Here is a 19,048-nt window from a genome sequence, read left to right as displayed (position 1 = left end):
GCTTAAACATAATCCGGCCCTATAACGTCCGCGTGCATCCATCCGCCGCCTACCGGGCGGATAACTCGATATGGTGCCTAGAAAACACCATAATAGCAACGGACATATATATCATGAAAGAATATTATGTTAGATTATTATAACCTAACGTTATTAGAGTAGAAATCATGAAATTGCAACAATTGCGCTATTTATGCGAAGTTGCCAATCAGGGCCTGAATTTATCCAAGGCCGCGGAAATGCTGCACACTTCGCAACCGGGAATCAGCAAACAAATTCGTCTCTTGGAAAACGAGCTTGAAGTGGATATCTTCGTACGCAACGGCAAGCGCGTGGTTAGAGTCACGCCGCCGGGACGAGCCATCCTGGAAATTGCCGGAAGAATGCTAAGAGACGCAAAAAATCTGAAACAGGTTGGCCAGGAATTCGCTAACGAAGCCACCGGCTCTCTCACTATCGCCACAACCCATACTCAGGCACGATATGCGCTACCCGCCGCCATCAAACATTTTACCGCATGTTACCCAAAGGTAAAATTAATTTTGCGACAGGGTAATCCGACCCAGATAGCGGAACTGGTTACCTCGGGGGAGGCGGACATTGCGATCGCCACCGAGGCGATCGAGTTGTTTGAGGAACTGGTAATGCTGCCATGCTACCAGTGGAATCGTTGCATCATTGTCACGCCGAGACATCCGTTGCTTAAACTTGAGAAATTGACGCTGGAAGCCATCGCTCAGTATCCGATCATTACTTACGATTTTGCTTTCACCGGCCGCTCGAAGATCAACCAGGCGTTCGACGCAAAAGGCCTGATTCCCAACGTGGTGCTTACGGCCATTGACGCGGATGTCATCAAGACGTATGTGGAATTGGGGTTGGGCGTCGGTATCCTGGCGCAAATGGCATTCGAGCCAAAGCGTGACAAGCATCTCCGATCCATTGATGCAAGCCATTTGTTCGAGTCGAGCACCACTCGCATCGGCATCAGCCGCAATAGTTACTTGCGAGGCTATGTTTATGATTTTATAGAAACCTTCGCACCTCACCTTGACCATGCGGCAATTAAGACCGCGATGAAACAGCATTCATGAAGCGGCGGTTCTTGAAGACGGCGCTGCGGGTGTCTTGCGCATAACATGAGGAAACTCGGGACGGTATAATGCGACTTATCTTCATTCCATTTCCGCCATGAACGCGATCAAGCTTCTTCCCGACCTGCTTATCAGCCAGATCTCCGCCGGAGAGGTAATAGGGCGGCCAGCGTCGGCACTCAAGGAGTTGCTGGAGAATAGCGTGGATGCAGGTGCAACGGAAATAACGGTGCAGCTTTTCCAGGGTGGGATCAAACTGATCCGTATCGCGGATAATGGAACCGGAATTTCCCGGGATGATCTGCCGCTCGCGCTTACCCGCCATGCAACCAGCAAGATCAATACATTGGAAGATCTGCAGAAAGTGGCAAGCCTGGGCTTTCGCGGTGAAGCGCTGGCAAGTATCGCAGCTGTATCGCGCTTGACACTGACAAGCCGTGGGGCGGGGGAAAAACACGCCTGGCAGATACAAACAAAAGATCGTCATTTGTCATCACCTGAGCCCGCAGCTCTTGCCTCAGGCACCACGGTGGAAATACATGACCTCTACTTCAATACGCCGGCACGGCGTAAATTTCTGAAGACGGAAGCCACTGAATACGCTCATTGTGACGAAGCATTCAAGCGGATTGCGTTGTCACGCGCTGACATCGGCTTCACCCTGCAACACAACGGAACCATACGCAGGTATTTGCGCCCCGCGGATGCACGGCTCCGCATTGCGGCGATGCTGGGAGATGAGTTCGCCCAGACCTCGGTATTCGTCGACGAACGAGCGGCGGACTTACGGTTGTGGGGTGCATCAGCGTTGCCCAACTACTCACGATCATCCCGCGATAACCAGTACTTTTTTGTCAATGGCCGCTTCGTACGCGACAAACTGATTACTCATGCGTTACGCGAAGCCTATCGCGATATCCTCCATCCGGATCGGCATCCGGCTTTTGCGCTCTTCCTGGAGATGAATGCCGATGGCGTGGATGTGAATGTGCATCCCACTAAAACCGAGGTTAAATTCCGCGATTCGCGCGCACTGCATCAGTTCATTTTTCATACAATCAACAAAGCACTGGCATCGCCGCAATTGGTGTCCGCGGCCTCCATATCTCCGAGTCCGGATCAGGTGCCGGGGAACAGGAGCCGGGCGGCGATTGCCCCATTTTCCGCCTATGCACGGCAGCGCGTCATACCGCTCGCGCCGCAGATAATGCCCGATGCGCCACCTGCGCTTCCCGGGATGGTGGCCCAACCACAAGCGTTCTATCAAACCCTGTTTGGCACCGGCACGGAATCGTCAGTTGATTCGATGGCAGCGGCGATCGTTGACGAAAAACAGGAAATTCCGCCTCTCGGATTTGCCCTGGGACAACTACTCGGCATTTATATCCTGTCGCAGAATGATCGCGGCTTATTGATTGTGGATATGCATGCGGCACACGAGCGAATACTGTATGAAAAACTCAAATCGGCGCTCGACAACCACAAACTCTCGATGCAACCCTTGCTGATTCCCGCAACATTTCAGGCGGACAGCCTGGATATCGCGACAGTTGAGGAAAGCAGCGCCGTCTTGTGTGAGCTTGGGTTTGAAATCTCGGTGTTTTCCCCCACCATGCTGGTGGTACGAGCGGTTCCAGCCACGCTCAAGGACGCCGACGTGATAAAACTCGCGCATGATGTAGTCAGCGAGATCCGGGAATTTGGCGCCAGTCAGGCGTTGACCAGCAGGCGTAACGAACTTCTCTCGACCATGGCCTGCCATGGTGCGGTTCGCGCCAATCGCATGTTGACTATTCCGGAAATGAACGCGCTGTTGCGTGAAATGGAAGCCACCGCACGCTCCGGCCAATGCAATCATGGCAGGCCTACATGGTTTGAAATCAGTCTTGCCGATCTCGATAAAATGTTTATGCGAGGCAGATGAAAACCGCGCTCCTGGGTGGTCTTTCACCAAGAAATTTTCTACGCGATTACTGGCAGAAAAAACCTTTGCTGGTGCGTGGCGCCCTGCCCGACTTTCAGGGATTGCTGACTCGCAGCGAGCTTATTGATCTCGCCTGCCGGGACGATGCGCAATCGCGGCTGATCACACAGCAGAATGGCAAATGGCAAGTCAGGCACGGTCCTTTTGCACTTCGATCTTTTTCACGTCTGCCAAAGAAACAATGGACGCTGCTGGTACAGGATATCAATCACTTCCTTCCAGCAGCCCGCGAACTACTGCTTAAATTCAATTTTATCCCTCACTCACGGCTCGACGACCTGATGGTCAGCTATGCACCCAGCGAGGGTGGGGTTGGACCCCATTTTGATTCATACGACGTTTTCTTACTGCAGGGAATGGGGCGCAGGGTTTGGCAGATATCCGCCCAGCGGGACAAAAGATTGGTTGAGGATGCACCGGTAAAAATCCTGCGTGATTTCAGAATGGAACAAGAGTGGGTGCTGGAACCAGGCGACATGCTGTATCTACCTCCCGGTTACGCTCACAATGGCGTGGCAAAAGACGATTGCATGACCTATTCGATCGGCTTTCGCGCACCCGCTCACCAGGAGCTTGCCACCCAGTTTCTCGTTTACCTGCAGGATAATGCCGCGATTAGAGGCATGTATCGTGACCCCGATATCACTTTGCAGTCGCGTCCGGGACATATTGGTTCGCCCATGGTGGATCAAGCTGGCGCGGCACTCGATAAAATCAAATGGAACCGCATGGATGTGGAACATTTTATGGGGACCTATCTTACCGAACCCAAACCCCACATTTTTTTTGTGCCGCCATCGGATCCTCTACCGGAGAAAAAATTTGTTTATGAGATTAAAGAAAACGGATTACAACTGGATCTAAAAAGTCGTATGCTGTACAGGAAGAAAACTATTTTTCTGAATGGAGATAGCTATGCACCCGGTGCTACCGCCCGCCGGTCATTGGAAAAACTCGCTGATCGCCTCATATTGCCGACAGCAAAGCATTTTAACGATGAGGCTCTTGCACTGTGCTACCAATGGTATCTCTATGGTTATATTGAAATAGCAAGCCAACCCGGCGGGATTGACGCATAATTTTGTCATTGACTTATGTTCACTTCGATGGTTCGTAATTCAGCCGGCAAATAAGCCGCCTCGTGGCCGTAAGGTGAAAAAATGATCTGCTACTGTTTTAATGATTCACTGAAAGCCTTATCCCTTGGCCATTGCCACTATCACCCGTGGCTCTGGGATGGGCCATAAAAACTGGACAACATATCTTAATTCTGCTATTAAGATAGTGGTCTTTTCAGATTTGAATGGCCGAAATGTTTTGATATTTACCCGTGACTCGTTATAAACCATATAAAGGAGATTAAAAAAATGAAGTACTCGCTCCTCGCTGCCGCCCTGGTACTAGTACTAACCGGATGTGACCAACTGAGACAGAAAGAACCCGGAGAAGGGAAGCCGGGACAATATCCCCCGAGCCTCTGGGAGAAACGTGAAGGACAGGTAAGTGATGCGGACATTGAAGCGGCCCAAAAGGCTGAGGCTGAAGCTGCAGCTGCAGCAGAGGCAAAGAAAAATGAACCCCCGAAATAATGGGCTTATATATTAATAAGAATAAACTAACGTTGAAGAAAGCCGTCCTCCGGGGCGGCTTTTTTTATTGAATGCTGCTTGCAGGTGAAGGGAAATCACATCAGCTTGCGGTTTCGGATTTGAATGACCTCGAAGCTTTTGTTATACTATGACTCCCTGTAATGAACTATAGGATCATTGAATAATGAAATACTCGTTCCTCGCTGTCGTCCTGGCGGCGTTAACATTGACCGCTTGCGATGGCAAAAAACATCCCATGGACAAGCCTCCGCCCTCCGCCTCGATCGAACGTGAGTCAGCCCCGAATTTTGACGAACTTGATAAGCCTGCGACTGATGCGGCTAGCGGCGCTGGCACCAGCGCTAACAAGCAAGAACCGAGCAAGTAACGGAGGATGAAAGGCTATTCCTTCGAGTGGCCTTTTATTGCTCGAAATAAGACCAAATAAGCGGGCGCAGCAACTAACTGTTTCAAATTCGAGTAGTCCGGGGTATTTTTTTTAGTCCGGAGTATTTTTGTTATATACTATGGTCCGTCACAACCTATTTAATATTTTATTTAAGGAAGCCAGATATGAAACTTTCACTCCTCGCCGCTGCTTTGGTGGCTCTGACACTAACAGCATGTGATCGACCCAAGCAGGCATTGCCCGAGAATTCAACCACATATGGAACCAGAACGGAAGAAGGCACTACAATGGATGAAGAACGTGCTGCCTCCGGTACTCCCAAAGAGGAAAAAAGTGCGGCCGCGGATGACGAGGACGAATATTCGGGACAGGCTGTCCTTCCCGGACATGCGCTTGATGGCAACGGCAATCCCATAAAACCAGGGCAAAGCGCCATCCCGGCTGGCCACTAAGGCAGTAGAGTAGAAGCAAAAGCCACCCTTAGTGGTGGCTTTTTTGTTGCAAATGAACGGCTCATGTAGATTAATTGTAAATCACGTTTCTTGGGTGCAGCAATTCAACCGCATCATTTAACGCGTCCAGTTTCTGCTTTGAGGAATCAAGCAGCTTCGTTATATACTAAGCGTTTTTACCAACTCTTTAGAGGAAACAAATAATGAGACTTACGCTCCTCACTGCTACCCTGGTGGCACTGACAATGACTGCCTGCGGCAAGCCAAATCAGGCGCTCCCCGAACAAGAAAAGAAAAACTTCGAGAAAATTACCTCCCAGCCCGCTGCGCCGGCTTCCGATGCCAGCGGCACAACCTCCTCTGATACGAGTAGCACCCCTTCTACCGTTGATACCGTCAAAGAGAAGGCGGCAGAGACATATGATTCCGCTAAGGAGAAGGCAGCAGAGACATACGACTCCGCCAAGGAGAAAGTGGTAGAGACATACGACTCCGCCAAGGAAAAAGCAGCAGAAACATATGACTCCGCCAAGGAGAAAGCAGTAGATGCTAAAGATGCGGCAAGCGAGAAAACGAGCGCGGGAGCGGATGCCGTAAAAGACACCGCAGCTGATGCGAAAAAAGGCGCATTGGACGCATTGAAGAAATAATCCGAACACGCCATTAAAAAGCCGCTCCCGTTATCTCCGGAGCGGCTTTTCCTTTTTTATTGCTTGAGTATTTACAGTACGATAAACGAAGCCAGCTTAATTATCTTTCAAGGGATTGAAAATCATATCAACTGGCGCCAGCCAAAGCCCTCGCTCTGGTCAGCCACCCCGACCCAATCTATCTCACAGTTCAAGGTATCACTCAACATGGTTTGCGCAAGTAGCGGAGTGTTATTTTTCTGGCTCAGATGAGCCGCAATAATGTGTTGCAGGCGAGTGCAATCGAGACTTGCAAGAAGTTTTGCGGAAGCGGTGTTTTCAAGATGCCCGAAACGGCCGCCAACGCGTTGTTTGAGACTTTGCGGATAATCGCTGTTCGCAAGCATTTGGGCATCATGATTACATTCCAGCACCAGCGCGTGGCAATGGCTTAAGACTGCCTCGATATGAGGTGTGGAACATCCGGTATCCGTCAATACGCCCAATCGCAACGCACCATCGCCGAATACAAATTGCGCAGGCTCCTGTGCATCATGCGGGACTGGATAAGGCTCTACCTCGATATCTCCAATGGAGAAACGTCGATAGCCATCTATGATGTTTATCACCGGCAACAAGGAAAATGTTTTCCCCACACCACGCAGCGTGCCATGCGTCAACCACACCGGGATATTGAATTTACGCGCAAACCGCGCCACGCCGCCAATATGGTCGTCGTGTTCGTGAGTGACTATAATTCCATCTATCATGGTGGGATCGAGACCGAGCCGTGAAAGACGAGCGACGGTTTCTCTCAGGGTAAAGCCGCAATCCAGTAGCAATCGGGTCTTCGCCACTTCGACCACGAGACCGTTTCCCTGGGAACCGCTACCTAAACAGGCAAAGCGCATGTTGCAATGAACAAGTCTGACGATGGGAAAAACATTCTACCGTTGTGTGAGGGCATATCTGAAATTCTACCATCACTGCTGCGACCCCCATCAAAATACTCATTAACATTTGGCCACAAGGGATCACGGTCCTTATGACCCGACGCAAGACAAGCTCGAATCGCCTTGCTGTATATTACAGAATGGGGGATCTTACCGGCTTGAGGACCTTGTTACCTCTCAAAAATAGCTTGGATATCTCAATTGCGGGAAGTGGCTGCGCCAGATAGTAACCCTGGATTTCATCGCAACCTCGCACTCGCAGAAAATTGAACTGCTCGACGGTTTCCACACCCTCGGCCACCACTTTAACGTCAAGACTATGCGCCATGCCAATAATTGCTGTGGCAATTGCGGCATCCGCAGGATTTGTCATCACGTCCATAATAAAGGAACGATCGATTTTCAGCACATCGACAGGAAATCGTTTCAGATAGGCCAGACTCGAATAACCTGTCCCGAAATCGTCAATCGAAATCCGGATACCAATTGCTTTCAACCTCCTGAGGATATCGATCGTCTTTTTTGCATGTGTCATCAACGAGCTTTCCGTCAGTTCCAATTCCAGCATATCAGAGCCAATGCTGTTCTCCCTCAATGCTCTTTCCGTCTGGAGTTCGAATTCGAGTAATTCCGGCTCGACATTATTCTCCTGGGTGGCTCGAATAACATCGCGACTCAGGTTACCTTGTGAAAACTGCCTTCCGGATACATTGACCGATACGGGGATCTCTCCTACTCCCGAATGCCTCCACTCGGCGATCTGTTTGCACGCGCTATGAATAACCCATGCCCCCACCCGGTTGATCAATCCTGTTTGTTCGAGGACGGATATGAACTCCAGAGGTGCGACGAATCCATATCCGGGACGATTCCACCTTATCAGCGCCTCCACTCCCGTGATTCTCCCTCCCTCCGAGAGTTCCATTTTCGGCTGGTAATATAAAACGAATTCATTTCGATCGAGCGCTTGCCGCAACGCATTTTCTTGATCCAGCTTCTTGATCGCGCGTACATTCATTTCCGCTGTAAAGAAGCGATATGTATCCTTGCCTGAGCTTTTTGACCGGCACATGGCTGTGTCGCTGTTTCTGATAAGCGTATCCGCATCAAGCGAATCCGTCGGATAAACACTGATCCCGATACTCGCGGTCACGGTCACCTGGTGACCTGGCAACATGAAGGGCTCGCGTAATGCTTCTCTGATCTTGCTTGCAACAATTCCGGCATCCCCTGAGCCATCAGGAGTAATCAGAATACACCCGAACTCATCTCCACCCAGGCGCGCAATCATATCCCTGATGCGCAAACATTCCAGCAAGCGCAGACTAAACTGGCGTAGCAGCTCATCGCCGAGAGCATGTCCCAGTGTGTCGTTTATACTTTTGAAGTTATCAATATCAAGATACAGAATCGAAACAATTCGCTGATTTATTTCGGCCTGTTTGATAATCTTTCTCAGCGACTCATAAAATAGAGCGCGGTTGGGAAGACGGGTAAGCGCATCATAACGCGCGAGCTGCGGTAATCGCTGGTCAGTTTCCTTACGATACATCATGTCATTCATGCTTGATATTTCTCATTTTATCATCACAACACAGTCACATCGCCTGTCTTCGCTTCGCAAGGAATGCCATCCACCATACGTACTCATCCTTATCGACTCCATGATTGAGCAGGATGGTACGCTTCGAGAAATATTCCTGCTAAAGAAATTCGTTAATGAAATAGTCATTATTGCTAGTCCTCGAACCAAAGCTCCCTGTTCAAGAACGGGGTTACCACAGAACATTCTCTTAGCCACTCATTTATGTCCCGAGCGGCCCTAACATTCAATAAGCATGATTCGTGCCAATGGTTAAAAAAGTATGGGGTCCACAGAACCTCTGAATAAAACCCTCGGATTAGCAGCGGGAATACGGTAAGACTGAATACCCGAAACCAGGGAGTATTTGGCATCAATGGCTGATACCTTTTCTGGCACGCCGGGAAAGAAGATCACGCGCAAAATGCCGTCTTATAAGGACTTCCATGAAACTTAACCCCCGCTGCGTTAAACGAATCCATGATCTTATTATCTCTCTATACGTCTTATATGGATCCCCATCTTGGCAGCAATGCGCTCCACGAAAAACTTGGCGGGAGGCTTCCCGCACGTGTAGGTGGCTTATTTATCGGGAATAGGAACAACTGTTGTAAAATTTATCGATAATCTGCGCCAATATTATATGCAAGCGTGTTTACAATAATATTTTCAAGGAAAACCAAGGGCGAGCATGCTGTATAACATGATGGAATTTCTGGCGCATTGGGGCATAACTGCCCTCTCTCTGTGGCTTGCCGGCTTTATCTTTCACGGCATTTCATTTTCCAGTAAAAAATCGTTGTTCGTATCGGCACTGCTACTGGGTTTCGCTAATGCCGTAATCAGACCCATTGTCATCATCTTAACGATTCCATTAACGCTCATTTCGTTTGGGTTCTTCTTGTTGGTGATTAATGCGCTTATGATGCTTCTGGTATCGTCACTTGTGCCGGGATTCAAAATTTCGGGATTCTGGACGGCATTCTTTGCGAGCATTTTCGTAACATTTCTCAGTTTATTTGTGGGTATGTTCATATTCCAATCTGGAGAATATCCGATAAGCATTCCTGCGCGCCAAGGTGTGATGATCTGATAAGGTACGGAAAAGATAACATGTGAACATGTCAGCATTGATCTGGTTCGGAAGCGTCCCCACATACGATCAGCATTCATGAGGTTAGCCTTGGTCCAGCGCCTCGATATTCAACAGCATCGACAATATTTTCGCATCGGCATTTTGCTCGAATGGTAACACCCCCACCAACGGACAATTCAGCCTCTGCTCCAATGCAAGCACATTCTCATCGAATGCAGCCATTTCTGGATCAATACGATTCGCCACCCATCCAGCAAGCAACAGTCCCGTTTCTCGCACCACTTTTGCGGTCAGCAGCGCATGGTTAAGACACCCCAATTGCATTCCCACCACCAGTATTACGGGAAAACCTAAAGCCCTCGCCATGTCGGCACCGTCCTGATACTCGTTGAGCGGAACAAGAAAACCACCCGTACCTTCGACAATTACCAGGTTAGCTATTTTTTGCAATTCGAAACAAGCGCTGCAAATGGTTGTCACGTCGATAATGATGCCCGCCTGTCTCGCCGCGATATGCGGGGCAATCGGTGGGATCAGCGCATACGGATTCACTTGTTCACGCGGGGCAGTAACAGTGCTTGCCGCCAGGAGTGATTCAACGTCCAGGTATTGCCCGTTATCGCATCCTGCCACCACCGGCTTCATACCCACGGCAGTCCTGCCGCGCGCGCCAAAAGCGTGCAGCAAGGCACAACTGACCAGGGTCTTGCCCACACCCGTTCCGGTGCCGGTGATGAAATAACCTTTTGTCATCTTCCTCGGTTGGAGAATGAACTTACTGGAGATTCGAATTTAAAAAGTAACTGTAAAAATCATTTTGTCATACAAGGTAAAGCTGTCATCCGAGTCCACGCAACTGTGACAGCACCGTTGTCGCATCGCGCGCTGCCGCTTTCCTGCCAGGGAAGAAACCGGCTAAGCGTCGTTGCGTAACTCCGCTTGAAATTCCGCCTGTATGAGAACCGTTCCCCCCAGTGGTTATGCCGGAATTAACCGTCACGCCGGAAAGCTGACTCATAGCCTGTCCATATATCGCTATTGTTCGGGTAAAGCGATTGGCTGATCGGTCTGCGCTACAATGAGCGCGATAATTTGGAATCAGTCGCATCGTGGAATACGAATAATCACGAATTCCATTATTGTTGTCAATTTTTTTATCTATATCATTGAACGACAGATCAAATATTATACAGACCCTATTCGGGAAATACTGCCTGCTTTGCGGTACCGCCAGCAATGGAAATCTGTGCGCACCTTGTCACGATAGCCTGCCTCACCTGCCATTTAATCATTGTATGGTATGTGCGCTGCCTATGGCGGAATCTTGCGTCTGTGGTGCCTGTCTCGCAAAACCGCCGGCATTTGATCGTACCGTAGCGGCATTAAGCTACGCTTTCCCGGTGAACGCTCTCATTCATTCACTCAAATACCAGACAAACCTTCCCATGGCGCCAGTATTGGCTGATCTGCTATTGGCGCGGATTGATAAGGACTCTTTCCCGGACTTCATCGTGCCAATGCCATTGCATCCCGTTAGATTACGTGAAAGAGGTTTCAATCAGGCGCTGGAAATCGCCCGTAAAGTGTCAAAACGATGCGGTATTCCGCTATTGCCGGATGCCTGCAAACGTATCAAGGACACCGTCTCGCAGGCTGAACTGCCATGGAAAGAACGCGAGAAAAATATACGAGGAGCACTCACATGCGAAACGGACCTTACCGGCAAGCACATCGCCATGCTGGATGATGTGATGACCACCGGCGCAACCCTGAATGAACTGGCAAAGGTACTACGCAAACATGGCGCCGTGCACGTAAGTGGATGGGTGGTCGCCAGAACGCTGCCTCGTGTGCTGCCGCACGACTCCTAACTGCCCTGGATTCCAGATCGGAAATATCCGCTACTTTCGGATCACAAAACAAAAATCGGACCGTTGATAAGCTTATGCTCGATGTAATTTTATTCCAACCCGAAATCCCGCCCAACACCGGTAATATTATACGGCTATGCGCCAATACCGGTGCGAGACTCCATCTTGTCAAGCCGCTTGGTTTTATCCTGGAAGATAAGCAATTACTACGCGCCGGACTGGATTATCACGAGTTTGCCAGCATGACAGTTCATGAAAACTGGATAAACTGTGCGGAACACTTTCAAGGGCATCGTCTTTTTGCCGTCTCAACCAAGGGCAAGCAACGCTATGACTTGACTGCTTATGCCAAAGGAGACGCATTTCTTTTTGGCTCGGAAAGCCGTGGGCTCCCGACTGAAATACTGGAGAGTTTTCCTGAACAACGCCGTATCCGCGTACCGATGGTGTCCGGCAATCGCAGTCTTAATTTATCCAATACAGTCGCGGTGGTGGTCTACGAAGCGTGGCGGCAGATGAGCTTCGAGAAAGGTACATAAAACTTTTGCGGAAAACCAATTAGCTTCAGATCAGTAAGTTTCCGCCTTCGGTTCCCGGTTAAGTAGCGCTTCCACCGCCAGTCTCGCCGGCACCCCATCGTGGAGTACGCTGCATACCGCCTGTGTAATCGGCATTTCAATTTTCAGTGTCTGACTTAGCCGCAATACTGCAGACGCCGTATGGACGCCTTCGGCGGTGTGTCCAAGCTCCCGCAGGATGTCCGGTAACGAATGGCCCGCCGCGAGTAACAGACCTACCCGCCGATTGCGTGACAAATCCCCGGTACAGGTAAGTATCAAATCTCCCGCTCCGGCTAGCCCCATGAACGTTTCCATACAACCACCGAGTTTTAGTCCCAGGCGCGTAATTTCCGCCAAACCCCGCGTAATCAAGGCTGCGCGAGCGTTGTGACCAAAACCCATGCCGTCGGAAATGCCAGCGGCAATCGATATGACATTCTTCACTGCGCCACCGGTTTCCACGCCGGCAACATCCCTGCTTGAGTAAATCCGCAGCCGGGCGGTGTGCAACTGTGCCGCAATGCTACGAGAAAATTCTTCATCATGCGATGCCAGGGTCAAAGCGGTGGGAAGTCCTTGTGCGACTTCCTGGGCGAAGCTGGGGCCCGACAATACGCCACAGGGCGCCACCCCGCCATATTCCTCCTGTGCTACCTGATGAGGCAATGCTGCCGATTCCGCCTCGAATCCCTTGCAGCCCCACACCACCGGCACGCCTTTCCCGCAAGCAGCAATTCCACGCAATGTCTCACGTAATCCGGCAACCGGGACCACGATCAAAACAAGATCAGCAGCCTCGATGGCAACATCGAGAACGGACGTCAGCTGCAGAGAAGGCGGTAACGAAAAGCCGGGGAAATAGCGCCGGTTGGCACGCTGGGAAACAAGCTCGGCAAGATGCACCGGATCGCGGGTCCACAACGTCACCTGGTGGCTTGAACGGGTGTTGGTGCCGAGACTGATGGCCAGCGCAGTACCCCACGCGCCCGCGCCAAGAACACCTATTCTCATGAACCCCAGATTTGTTGCGTTCTGATGTAACCCGTTTGTCCATCGCGGTGGCGCACCTTGACCCAACCATTCACAGCAGGCTCAAGCTGTTCCATCACCACGTTTTGTTGCGCTTGAAATACCAGCGTCGAACTTGCATTCGCCGCCTGATAAACTTCGGCCTGCAGCGCCGTAACAATTACATAACGTTTTTCACTTAATGCCTTTTCTTCCACCCAGGCAAGCCCGCCCCCGCTATCGCGCACCTTGACCCAACCTTCGACTTTCACTACCGCCTCTACGGGCAGATGACGACTCACCACATACAATTTATCGGCTTTGAGCGATGGCGCGTCATACATGACGGTAGCATTCTCTGCTATCGAAAAGAACTCAAACGCCGCGATGGCATGCGCCGGACACAACAGTATGCCAATCAATAGCCCAAGAACCCGGCACCGCAGGAATGGATTTGTGACGCATGCGTCGTGGGCGTGTTTCATTTTCAGTGCGTTGTTTTCTGCTCTTCTTCCAGTTTCTCCGCCGCCGCGGCATTCATCTCGGCTTGCTGTTTTCCCTGATGGTAAAGCGCTTCAAAATTTACCGGGTTTAGAATGACCGCATGAAATCCGGCGCGGGTAACGATATCCGAAACGGCTTCGCGCAAGTAGGGGAAAAGGATATTGGGACACCCTATCCCCAATACGGGATCCATTTCAGCTTCCGGCACATTGCGAATCTGAAAGATGCCCGCCTGGCCCACCTCCACCAGAAACAGGGTCTTCTCCTTGACTTTCGCGGTGACTGTTACCGTCAACAATACCTCATACATACCTTCGTCGACGCGCTCTCCCTTGGTATGCAGCTGTATGTTCACTTCGGGTGTTTCGCGCTCAAGAAAAATTCTTGGCGCATTTGGAATTTCCAGGGACAAGTCCTTGACATAGATTTTTTCAATACCGAAAACCGGCTGCTGGTCGCTCATGTTGGATTCCATATGGAGTAGTCAAAATGGGAGGTTACCGTACAAAATCTGAACTACGGGGGATACAATTATTCTCAAACCGATCAGCCGGCAATCAGATCGCCAGGAGCTTTACCAATCCATCATTGCGGTCGAGTCGCGCCAAATCGTCATAACCACCCACATGCGTGTCGCCAATATAAATTTGGGGAACGGTGCGACGACCGGTTTTTTCTATCATCTCGGCGCGGATGGCAGGATCCAGATCAATACGGATTTTCTCGATTTCTGTCACACCTCTGGCACGCAGCATGCTTTCCGCTCTTGTGCAATAGGGGCAAAAACCGGATGCGTACATGACCACCTTCATTTCTTCACTATCGGCAAATTCGCCTGACGCCATGCGTCGATGCCACCTTGAAGGTTATGTACATGCGCAAACTCTTTTTTGCGCAAAATCGAGCCGGCTTTACCCGTGGCATTAACGCCACTGCGATGTATCAATATGACCGGCTTGCTCTTGAATTTTTCCAGTTCGTGCAGGCGCTCCTCAAGCTTGTCAGCGGGAATATGCTTGGAATTAGGTACATGGCCCGCATTGTATTCACTCCCCTCGCGCACATCCAAAACAAGCGCGTCCTTATAATTGATGAGCTGAACCGCCACCAGCGTGTCTATCTCATTGCCGGAACGCCGCAACAACGGCCATAACAACATACCCCCGCTCATCAGGGCGGCCACAACCAGCATAATATTATTTTGCAAGAATGCCACGTCATACTCCTTAATTTTCTTAACCGGGTAATTTTATCAGAGATGCGAATGCTATGGGACTCCCGCGTTCCGGTAGACCCGGGAGATGTGCCATCCAGCGCCCAATTCTACCGGAACCGGGGCAGGATGGCCCACACTTGGCGACTTTGCTTTGGCAGCCCGGCAATGCTGATGAGGACCCAGATAATCCATCAGGACGCGAGATGATGGTGAGGCAGGTTGCGAGATAGTTTTGCCAGTTGGGAGAAGTCCATCACTGGGTCTACGGACGCCGGGTGAGCGGCAAAAACGGCTGCAAGCAATACATAATATATTGAAAAAATTCACGTATTTCTTGCATGCTGCGGCCATGGCCAAAATATAATAAAATACTATGGCATTTCAAATCACCTTGCGGAAAAACTTATCTTTTTATAAAGAACAATATGAAAAAACTCATTCTCCTGCGTCATGGAGAAAGCATTTGGAACAAGGAGAATCGTTTTACTGGCTGGACAGATGTGGATTTATCGCCAAAAGGTCTGGAAGAAGCCAGAAATTCCGGCCGGCTATTGCGAGAAAACGGATTTGCGTTTGATGTTGCCTATACATCAGTATTGAAACGCGCCATTCGCACTCTATGGATCGCACTGGATGAAATGGATCAGATGTGGATTCCCGTTAATCTGTCCTGGCGGTTGAACGAGCGGCACTATGGTGCACTGCAAGGGTTGAACAAAACCGAGACAGCGCTCAAATATGGCGAAGAGCAGGTACAAATCTGGCGGCGCAGCTACAGCATCCGGCCACCCGCGCTCGAACCGGAGGATGATCGCTATCCTGGGTTTGATCCTCGCTATCGGGATCTGGCCAGCCAGGAGATTCCACTAGCTGAATGCCTCCAGGATACGGTGGCAAGATTTCTGCCCTACTGGAACGAAACCATTGCTCCACAGGTCCAATCCGGACAACGCGTGCTCATTACAGCCCATGGCAACTCGCTGCGCGCACTCGTCAAATATCTCGACAATCTTTCCGATCAGGACGTTCTGGAGCTTAATATCCCCACCGGGGTTCCGCTAGTGTACGAACTTGATGACAATCTGAAGCCTCTCCGGAATTATTATCTCGGTGATCGCGCACAAATCGAACAGGCCATGCAGGTCGTGGCGAACCAGGGGAAAATATTACCTCGGTCATGAGTTCCCGCTCATTAATGTCGAACCGGCATTCGGTAATCTTTGTTGTTCAACAGGCTTCTTCCCTATTATCTAGCGGAGCATGATTTCTTTCGGCAAAGAACGTTTGCATACGTTTGAAAATTTGCACTCTTGATCGGCATTAATTCATGGTTGCATAAAGCCCGCAAGTTCATCCCGGCTTGTGTACTGATTCTGTCGCATCCGCTTCACGCTGCTCCCAAGGTTGATAACGAAGACTTGAAGCAATTGCGCGGGCGAATTGAGACATTACAGAAAGAGCTCGTAGACACGGAGGAATCGAAATCAGAAGCGGCGGACGCACTGCGCGAATCGGAGCAGGCTATCAGCGCCGCCAACCAAAAATTGATTACGCTTACCCGGACGCGGGACGAAGCCAATACCAGGCTTCGCCAGTTACAAGCACAATCCAGCCAAGTCGCCGGGGGTATTGAGGCGCAGCAGGCGCAACTAAGTAAATTGCTCTATAGACAATATATAAGTGGCGGCGGAGAAAAAGAGTATCTGAGTCTTTTATTCAATCAGCAGGATCCTAACCAGATTGCACGCAATCTGCATTATTACGGCCATCTCTCCCGCGCCCGGCTGGACGGCATCAATGTTCTGCGCTCCAATTTTCAACAACTCGATGCACTCACCCGGGAAAGCCGCGAGAAAAGCCAGGAGATCGCTACGATCCAGGCCAAGCAAACCGAATACAAAAAACAACTTGAACAGAAAAAAACCGAACACAAAAACCTGCTATCCCAAATCTCGATGCAGGTCGATCAACAGCGGCGCGAAATCAGTAAACTCAAGCGCGATGAAGAACGCCTGTCACGCCTGGTAGAAAAAATCGCCAAAATGCTCGCCCGCAAAAAGAAACGTACCGAGTCCCGTACCGAATCCCGTACCGAATCCCTAAGTAATAACAGACTACCCGACGCATCGGCGGATGGAAATCCGTTTGCGGCGTTGAAAGGCCGCTTGAGTTTGCCGGTACGCGGGGAACTTGCCAACCGTTTCGGTAGTCCACGTGCTGATGGTGGTGTGACCTGGAAGGGATTATTCATACGCTCGGCCAGCGGCGCAGAGGTAAAGGCCATTGCAGGCGGGCGCGTAGTTTTTGCCGACTGGCTGAGAGGATTTGGCAATCTTATGATCGTGGACCACGGCGGCAGCTATATGAGCCTCTATGGCAACAATGAAACCATTCACAAACAGGTAGGCGAGGCGGTTCACGGCGGTGATACTATCGCAACGGTGGGAAACAGCGGCAGCAACCCCGATTCCGGTTTATACTTTGAACTACGTCATCAGGGTAAACCGTTTGACCCGTTGAACTGGGTAAGAATAAAATGAACGACGCAGCAAAATCGACACATGTGGAGAAAGTTTAATGGGTAACAAGATGCGGCAATTCGGCTTGATTATTTTCGGTGCGATCGCCGGTGTGATGCTGAGCCTCAATTTTTCTGCTGTCGCCAACAAGGAAATCACGGAGGTTTTGCGTCCGCTTCCCGTTGAGGAACTGCGTGCGTTCACCGAAGTGTTCGGCCGCATTAAAAGCGATTACGTTGAGCCGGTGGAAGACAAGAAACTCATCACTGAAGCCATCAATGGAATGCTGACCGGCCTTGATCCTCATTCCGCCTATCTGGATTCGGACGCCTTCAAGGAATTGCAGATTGGCACGCAAGGTGAATTTGGCGGATTAGGCATTGAAGTCAGTATGGAAGACGGGTTTGTCAAAGTCATCTCGCCAATCGAGGATACGCCCGCCTTTCGCGCCGGCATCAAGCCAGGCGATCTCATCATCAAACTGGATGAAACCGCGGTCAAGGGTCTCTCGCTCACCGATGCAATCAAGCGCATGCGTGGCAAACCCAATACGCCTATTACCCTCACTGTATTACGCAAGGGTGAGACCAAGCCATTGGTATTCTCTTTGATACGCGCCATCATCAAGATCCAGAGTGTTAAATCCAAGATGATCGAGCCCGGTTATGCATACATACGTATCACGCAATTCCAGGAACAGACCGGCGAAAACCTCGTTAAGGCCATAGACAAGTTATTCAAGGAAAGTACTGTGCCGATGAAAGGCCTGGTGCTGGATCTGCGTAACGATCCCGGAGGCTTGCTGAACGGTGCGGTTGCGGTTTCCGCCGCCTTTCTACCATCTAATTCGCTGGTGGTTTATACCGATGGTCGTACCGATGACGCCAAGATGAAGCTGAAAGCCAGTCCGGAATTCTATCTGCGCGATACAAAAAGCGACTATCTGAAGCGATTGCCGCCCGCGATCAAGACGGTACCGATGATTACCCTCGTGAATGGGGGTTCGGCCTCCGCCTCTGAAATCGTAGCGGGTGCTTTGCAGGACCATAAACGTTCCGTAGTCATGGGGACGCAGACTTTTGGTAAAGGATCGGTACAAACCATACTGCCGCTAGGTAACAATACCGCTATCAAGCTGACCACCACACGCTACTACACACCTAACGGACAATCCATTCAGGCTAAGGGAATCACACCGGATATTCTTGATGAATCGGCAAAAGATGAAACCGAACGCTTGCGTGAAGCTGATCTGGACAGACATCTGTCTAACGGCAAACCGAAGGACATCAAACCTGAAACGGAAGCGGCAAAGGTAGAGCCAAAACCTGCCGTCAAACCGCCCAAACCGGAGAACGGCGAAGACAAAAACAAGAAGCGTGAGCCGCCGGCGGAATTTGGCTCTGCCGACGACTTACTGCTGACCCAGGCAATGAATTATTTCAAAGGCGGCGCGGCGGCATCGAACAAGAATCCTGATTCCGCCAAGGTTGTTAACTGAGTTGTTAACTGAACCCTTAGTCGAGACCGATCCCTGATTGCTGGGGAGCGGGGAACTGGAAAGTCCCTGGACATCCCCTGC

General features: G+C 50.5%; 21 protein-coding genes. 13 read left to right on the top strand and 8 right to left on the bottom strand.

Annotated features, from left to right (window positions below; translation table 11 throughout):
* Nucleotides 1–167 precede the first annotated feature (167 nt).
* From cysB to BLR00_RS07045, 7 genes are all read left to right on the top strand, one after another.
* Entirely contained in the window at nt 168–1,094 is a 927-nt protein-coding gene (gene cysB, locus BLR00_RS07075; RefSeq protein WP_074631727.1) for an HTH-type transcriptional regulator CysB, read from the top strand.
* A 97-nt stretch (nt 1,095–1,191) separates the two neighbouring features.
* Nucleotides 1,192–3,018, top strand: a complete 1,827-nt coding sequence (mutL, locus tag BLR00_RS07070; RefSeq protein ID WP_074631726.1) for a DNA mismatch repair endonuclease MutL — start codon at nt 1,192–1,194, stop codon at nt 3,016–3,018.
* Nucleotides 3,015–4,157, top strand: coding sequence for a cupin domain-containing protein (locus BLR00_RS07065; protein WP_074631725.1), 1,143 nt, complete (start codon nt 3,015–3,017; stop codon nt 4,155–4,157). Before mutL ends, BLR00_RS07065 begins: the two co-directional genes overlap by 4 nt.
* Nucleotides 4,158–4,445: 288 nt before the next feature.
* On the top strand, nt 4,446–4,667 hold the full coding sequence (locus tag BLR00_RS07060; protein ID WP_004179210.1) for a hypothetical protein: 222 nt from the start codon (nt 4,446–4,448) through the stop codon (nt 4,665–4,667).
* A gap of 184 nt (nt 4,668–4,851) precedes the next feature.
* A complete protein-coding gene (locus BLR00_RS07055) occupies nt 4,852–5,055 on the top strand; it encodes a hypothetical protein (RefSeq protein WP_107797719.1) in 204 nt (67 codons plus the stop codon).
* Between the two features lie 185 nt (nt 5,056–5,240).
* Complete coding sequence (locus BLR00_RS07050; RefSeq protein WP_074631723.1) at nt 5,241–5,528, top strand: hypothetical protein; 288 nt, start codon at nt 5,241–5,243, stop codon at nt 5,526–5,528.
* 203 nt (nt 5,529–5,731) lie between these two features.
* A complete protein-coding gene (locus tag BLR00_RS07045) occupies nt 5,732–6,178 on the top strand; it encodes a hypothetical protein (RefSeq protein WP_074631722.1) in 447 nt (148 codons plus the stop codon).
* Between the two features lie 122 nt (nt 6,179–6,300).
* On the opposite strand, the gene BLR00_RS07040 is transcribed toward BLR00_RS07045, so the two are convergent.
* Both BLR00_RS07040 and BLR00_RS07035 read right to left on the bottom strand, forming a co-directional pair.
* Nucleotides 6,301–7,068 (bottom strand): MBL fold metallo-hydrolase, encoded by a 768-nt coding sequence (locus BLR00_RS07040; protein ID WP_074631721.1) that lies wholly within the window; start codon nt 7,066–7,068, stop codon nt 6,301–6,303.
* A 175-nt stretch (nt 7,069–7,243) separates the two neighbouring features.
* On the bottom strand, nt 7,244–8,674 hold the full coding sequence (locus BLR00_RS07035; RefSeq protein ID WP_074631720.1) for a putative bifunctional diguanylate cyclase/phosphodiesterase: 1,431 nt from the start codon (nt 8,672–8,674) through the stop codon (nt 7,244–7,246).
* Between the two features lie 709 nt (nt 8,675–9,383).
* Here BLR00_RS07035 and BLR00_RS07030 point away from each other — a divergent pair.
* Nucleotides 9,384–9,785 (top strand): phage holin family protein, encoded by a 402-nt coding sequence (locus tag BLR00_RS07030; protein ID WP_074631719.1) that lies wholly within the window; start codon nt 9,384–9,386, stop codon nt 9,783–9,785.
* Between the two features lie 84 nt (nt 9,786–9,869).
* Here BLR00_RS07030 and bioD read toward each other — a convergent pair whose 3' ends face one another.
* A complete protein-coding gene (gene bioD / locus BLR00_RS07025; RefSeq protein ID WP_074631718.1) occupies nt 9,870–10,541 on the bottom strand; it encodes a dethiobiotin synthase in 672 nt (223 codons plus the stop codon).
* Between the two features lie 386 nt (nt 10,542–10,927).
* Between bioD and BLR00_RS07020 the strand changes: the two genes are divergently transcribed.
* Nucleotides 10,928–11,659: a ComF family protein gene (locus BLR00_RS07020; protein ID WP_074631717.1), complete on the top strand. Its 732-nt coding sequence runs from the start codon at nt 10,928–10,930 to the stop codon at nt 11,657–11,659.
* 74 nt (nt 11,660–11,733) lie between these two features.
* Nucleotides 11,734–12,198, top strand: a complete 465-nt coding sequence (trmL, locus tag BLR00_RS07015) for a tRNA (uridine(34)/cytosine(34)/5-carboxymethylaminomethyluridine(34)-2'-O)-methyltransferase TrmL (RefSeq protein WP_074631716.1) — start codon at nt 11,734–11,736, stop codon at nt 12,196–12,198.
* Between the two features lie 30 nt (nt 12,199–12,228).
* On the opposite strand, the gene BLR00_RS07010 is transcribed toward trmL, so the two are convergent.
* From BLR00_RS07010 to BLR00_RS06990, 5 genes are all read right to left on the bottom strand, one after another.
* The gene (locus BLR00_RS07010) at nt 12,229–13,230 is read right to left on the bottom strand and encodes an NAD(P)H-dependent glycerol-3-phosphate dehydrogenase (protein WP_074631715.1); all 1,002 of its coding nucleotides are present in this window, start codon (nt 13,228–13,230) and stop codon (nt 12,229–12,231) included.
* On the bottom strand, nt 13,227–13,712 hold the full coding sequence (locus BLR00_RS07005) for an SH3 domain-containing protein (protein ID WP_074631714.1): 486 nt from the start codon (nt 13,710–13,712) through the stop codon (nt 13,227–13,229). Before BLR00_RS07005 ends, BLR00_RS07010 begins: the two co-directional genes overlap by 4 nt.
* Before the next feature lie 2 nt (nt 13,713–13,714).
* On the bottom strand, nt 13,715–14,194 hold the full coding sequence (secB, locus tag BLR00_RS07000) for a protein-export chaperone SecB (protein WP_074631713.1): 480 nt from the start codon (nt 14,192–14,194) through the stop codon (nt 13,715–13,717).
* A gap of 94 nt (nt 14,195–14,288) precedes the next feature.
* Nucleotides 14,289–14,576, bottom strand: coding sequence for a glutaredoxin 3 (gene grxC, locus BLR00_RS06995; RefSeq protein WP_256324078.1), 288 nt, complete (start codon nt 14,574–14,576; stop codon nt 14,289–14,291).
* Entirely contained in the window at nt 14,540–14,947 is a 408-nt protein-coding gene (locus BLR00_RS06990) for a rhodanese-like domain-containing protein (protein ID WP_074631711.1), read from the bottom strand. Before BLR00_RS06990 ends, grxC begins: the two co-directional genes overlap by 37 nt.
* A gap of 425 nt (nt 14,948–15,372) precedes the next feature.
* Here BLR00_RS06990 and gpmA point away from each other — a divergent pair, with 425 nt between their 5' ends.
* From gpmA to BLR00_RS06975, 3 genes are all read left to right on the top strand, one after another.
* A complete protein-coding gene (gpmA, locus tag BLR00_RS06985; protein WP_074634183.1) occupies nt 15,373–16,128 on the top strand; it encodes a 2,3-diphosphoglycerate-dependent phosphoglycerate mutase in 756 nt (251 codons plus the stop codon).
* 129 nt (nt 16,129–16,257) lie between these two features.
* Entirely contained in the window at nt 16,258–17,487 is a 1,230-nt protein-coding gene (locus BLR00_RS06980) for a murein hydrolase activator EnvC family protein (RefSeq protein WP_074631710.1), read from the top strand.
* Nucleotides 17,488–17,524: 37 nt separating this feature from the next.
* Entirely contained in the window at nt 17,525–18,967 is a 1,443-nt protein-coding gene (locus BLR00_RS06975; RefSeq protein WP_074631709.1) for a S41 family peptidase, read from the top strand.
* Nucleotides 18,968–19,048: the final 81 nt, after the last annotated feature.

The organism is Nitrosospira multiformis (assembly GCF_900103165.1).
GTDB classification, from domain to species: Bacteria; Pseudomonadota; Gammaproteobacteria; order Burkholderiales; family Nitrosomonadaceae; genus Nitrosospira; species Nitrosospira multiformis_D.
This window is presented reverse-complemented; position numbering and strand designations above follow the sequence as displayed.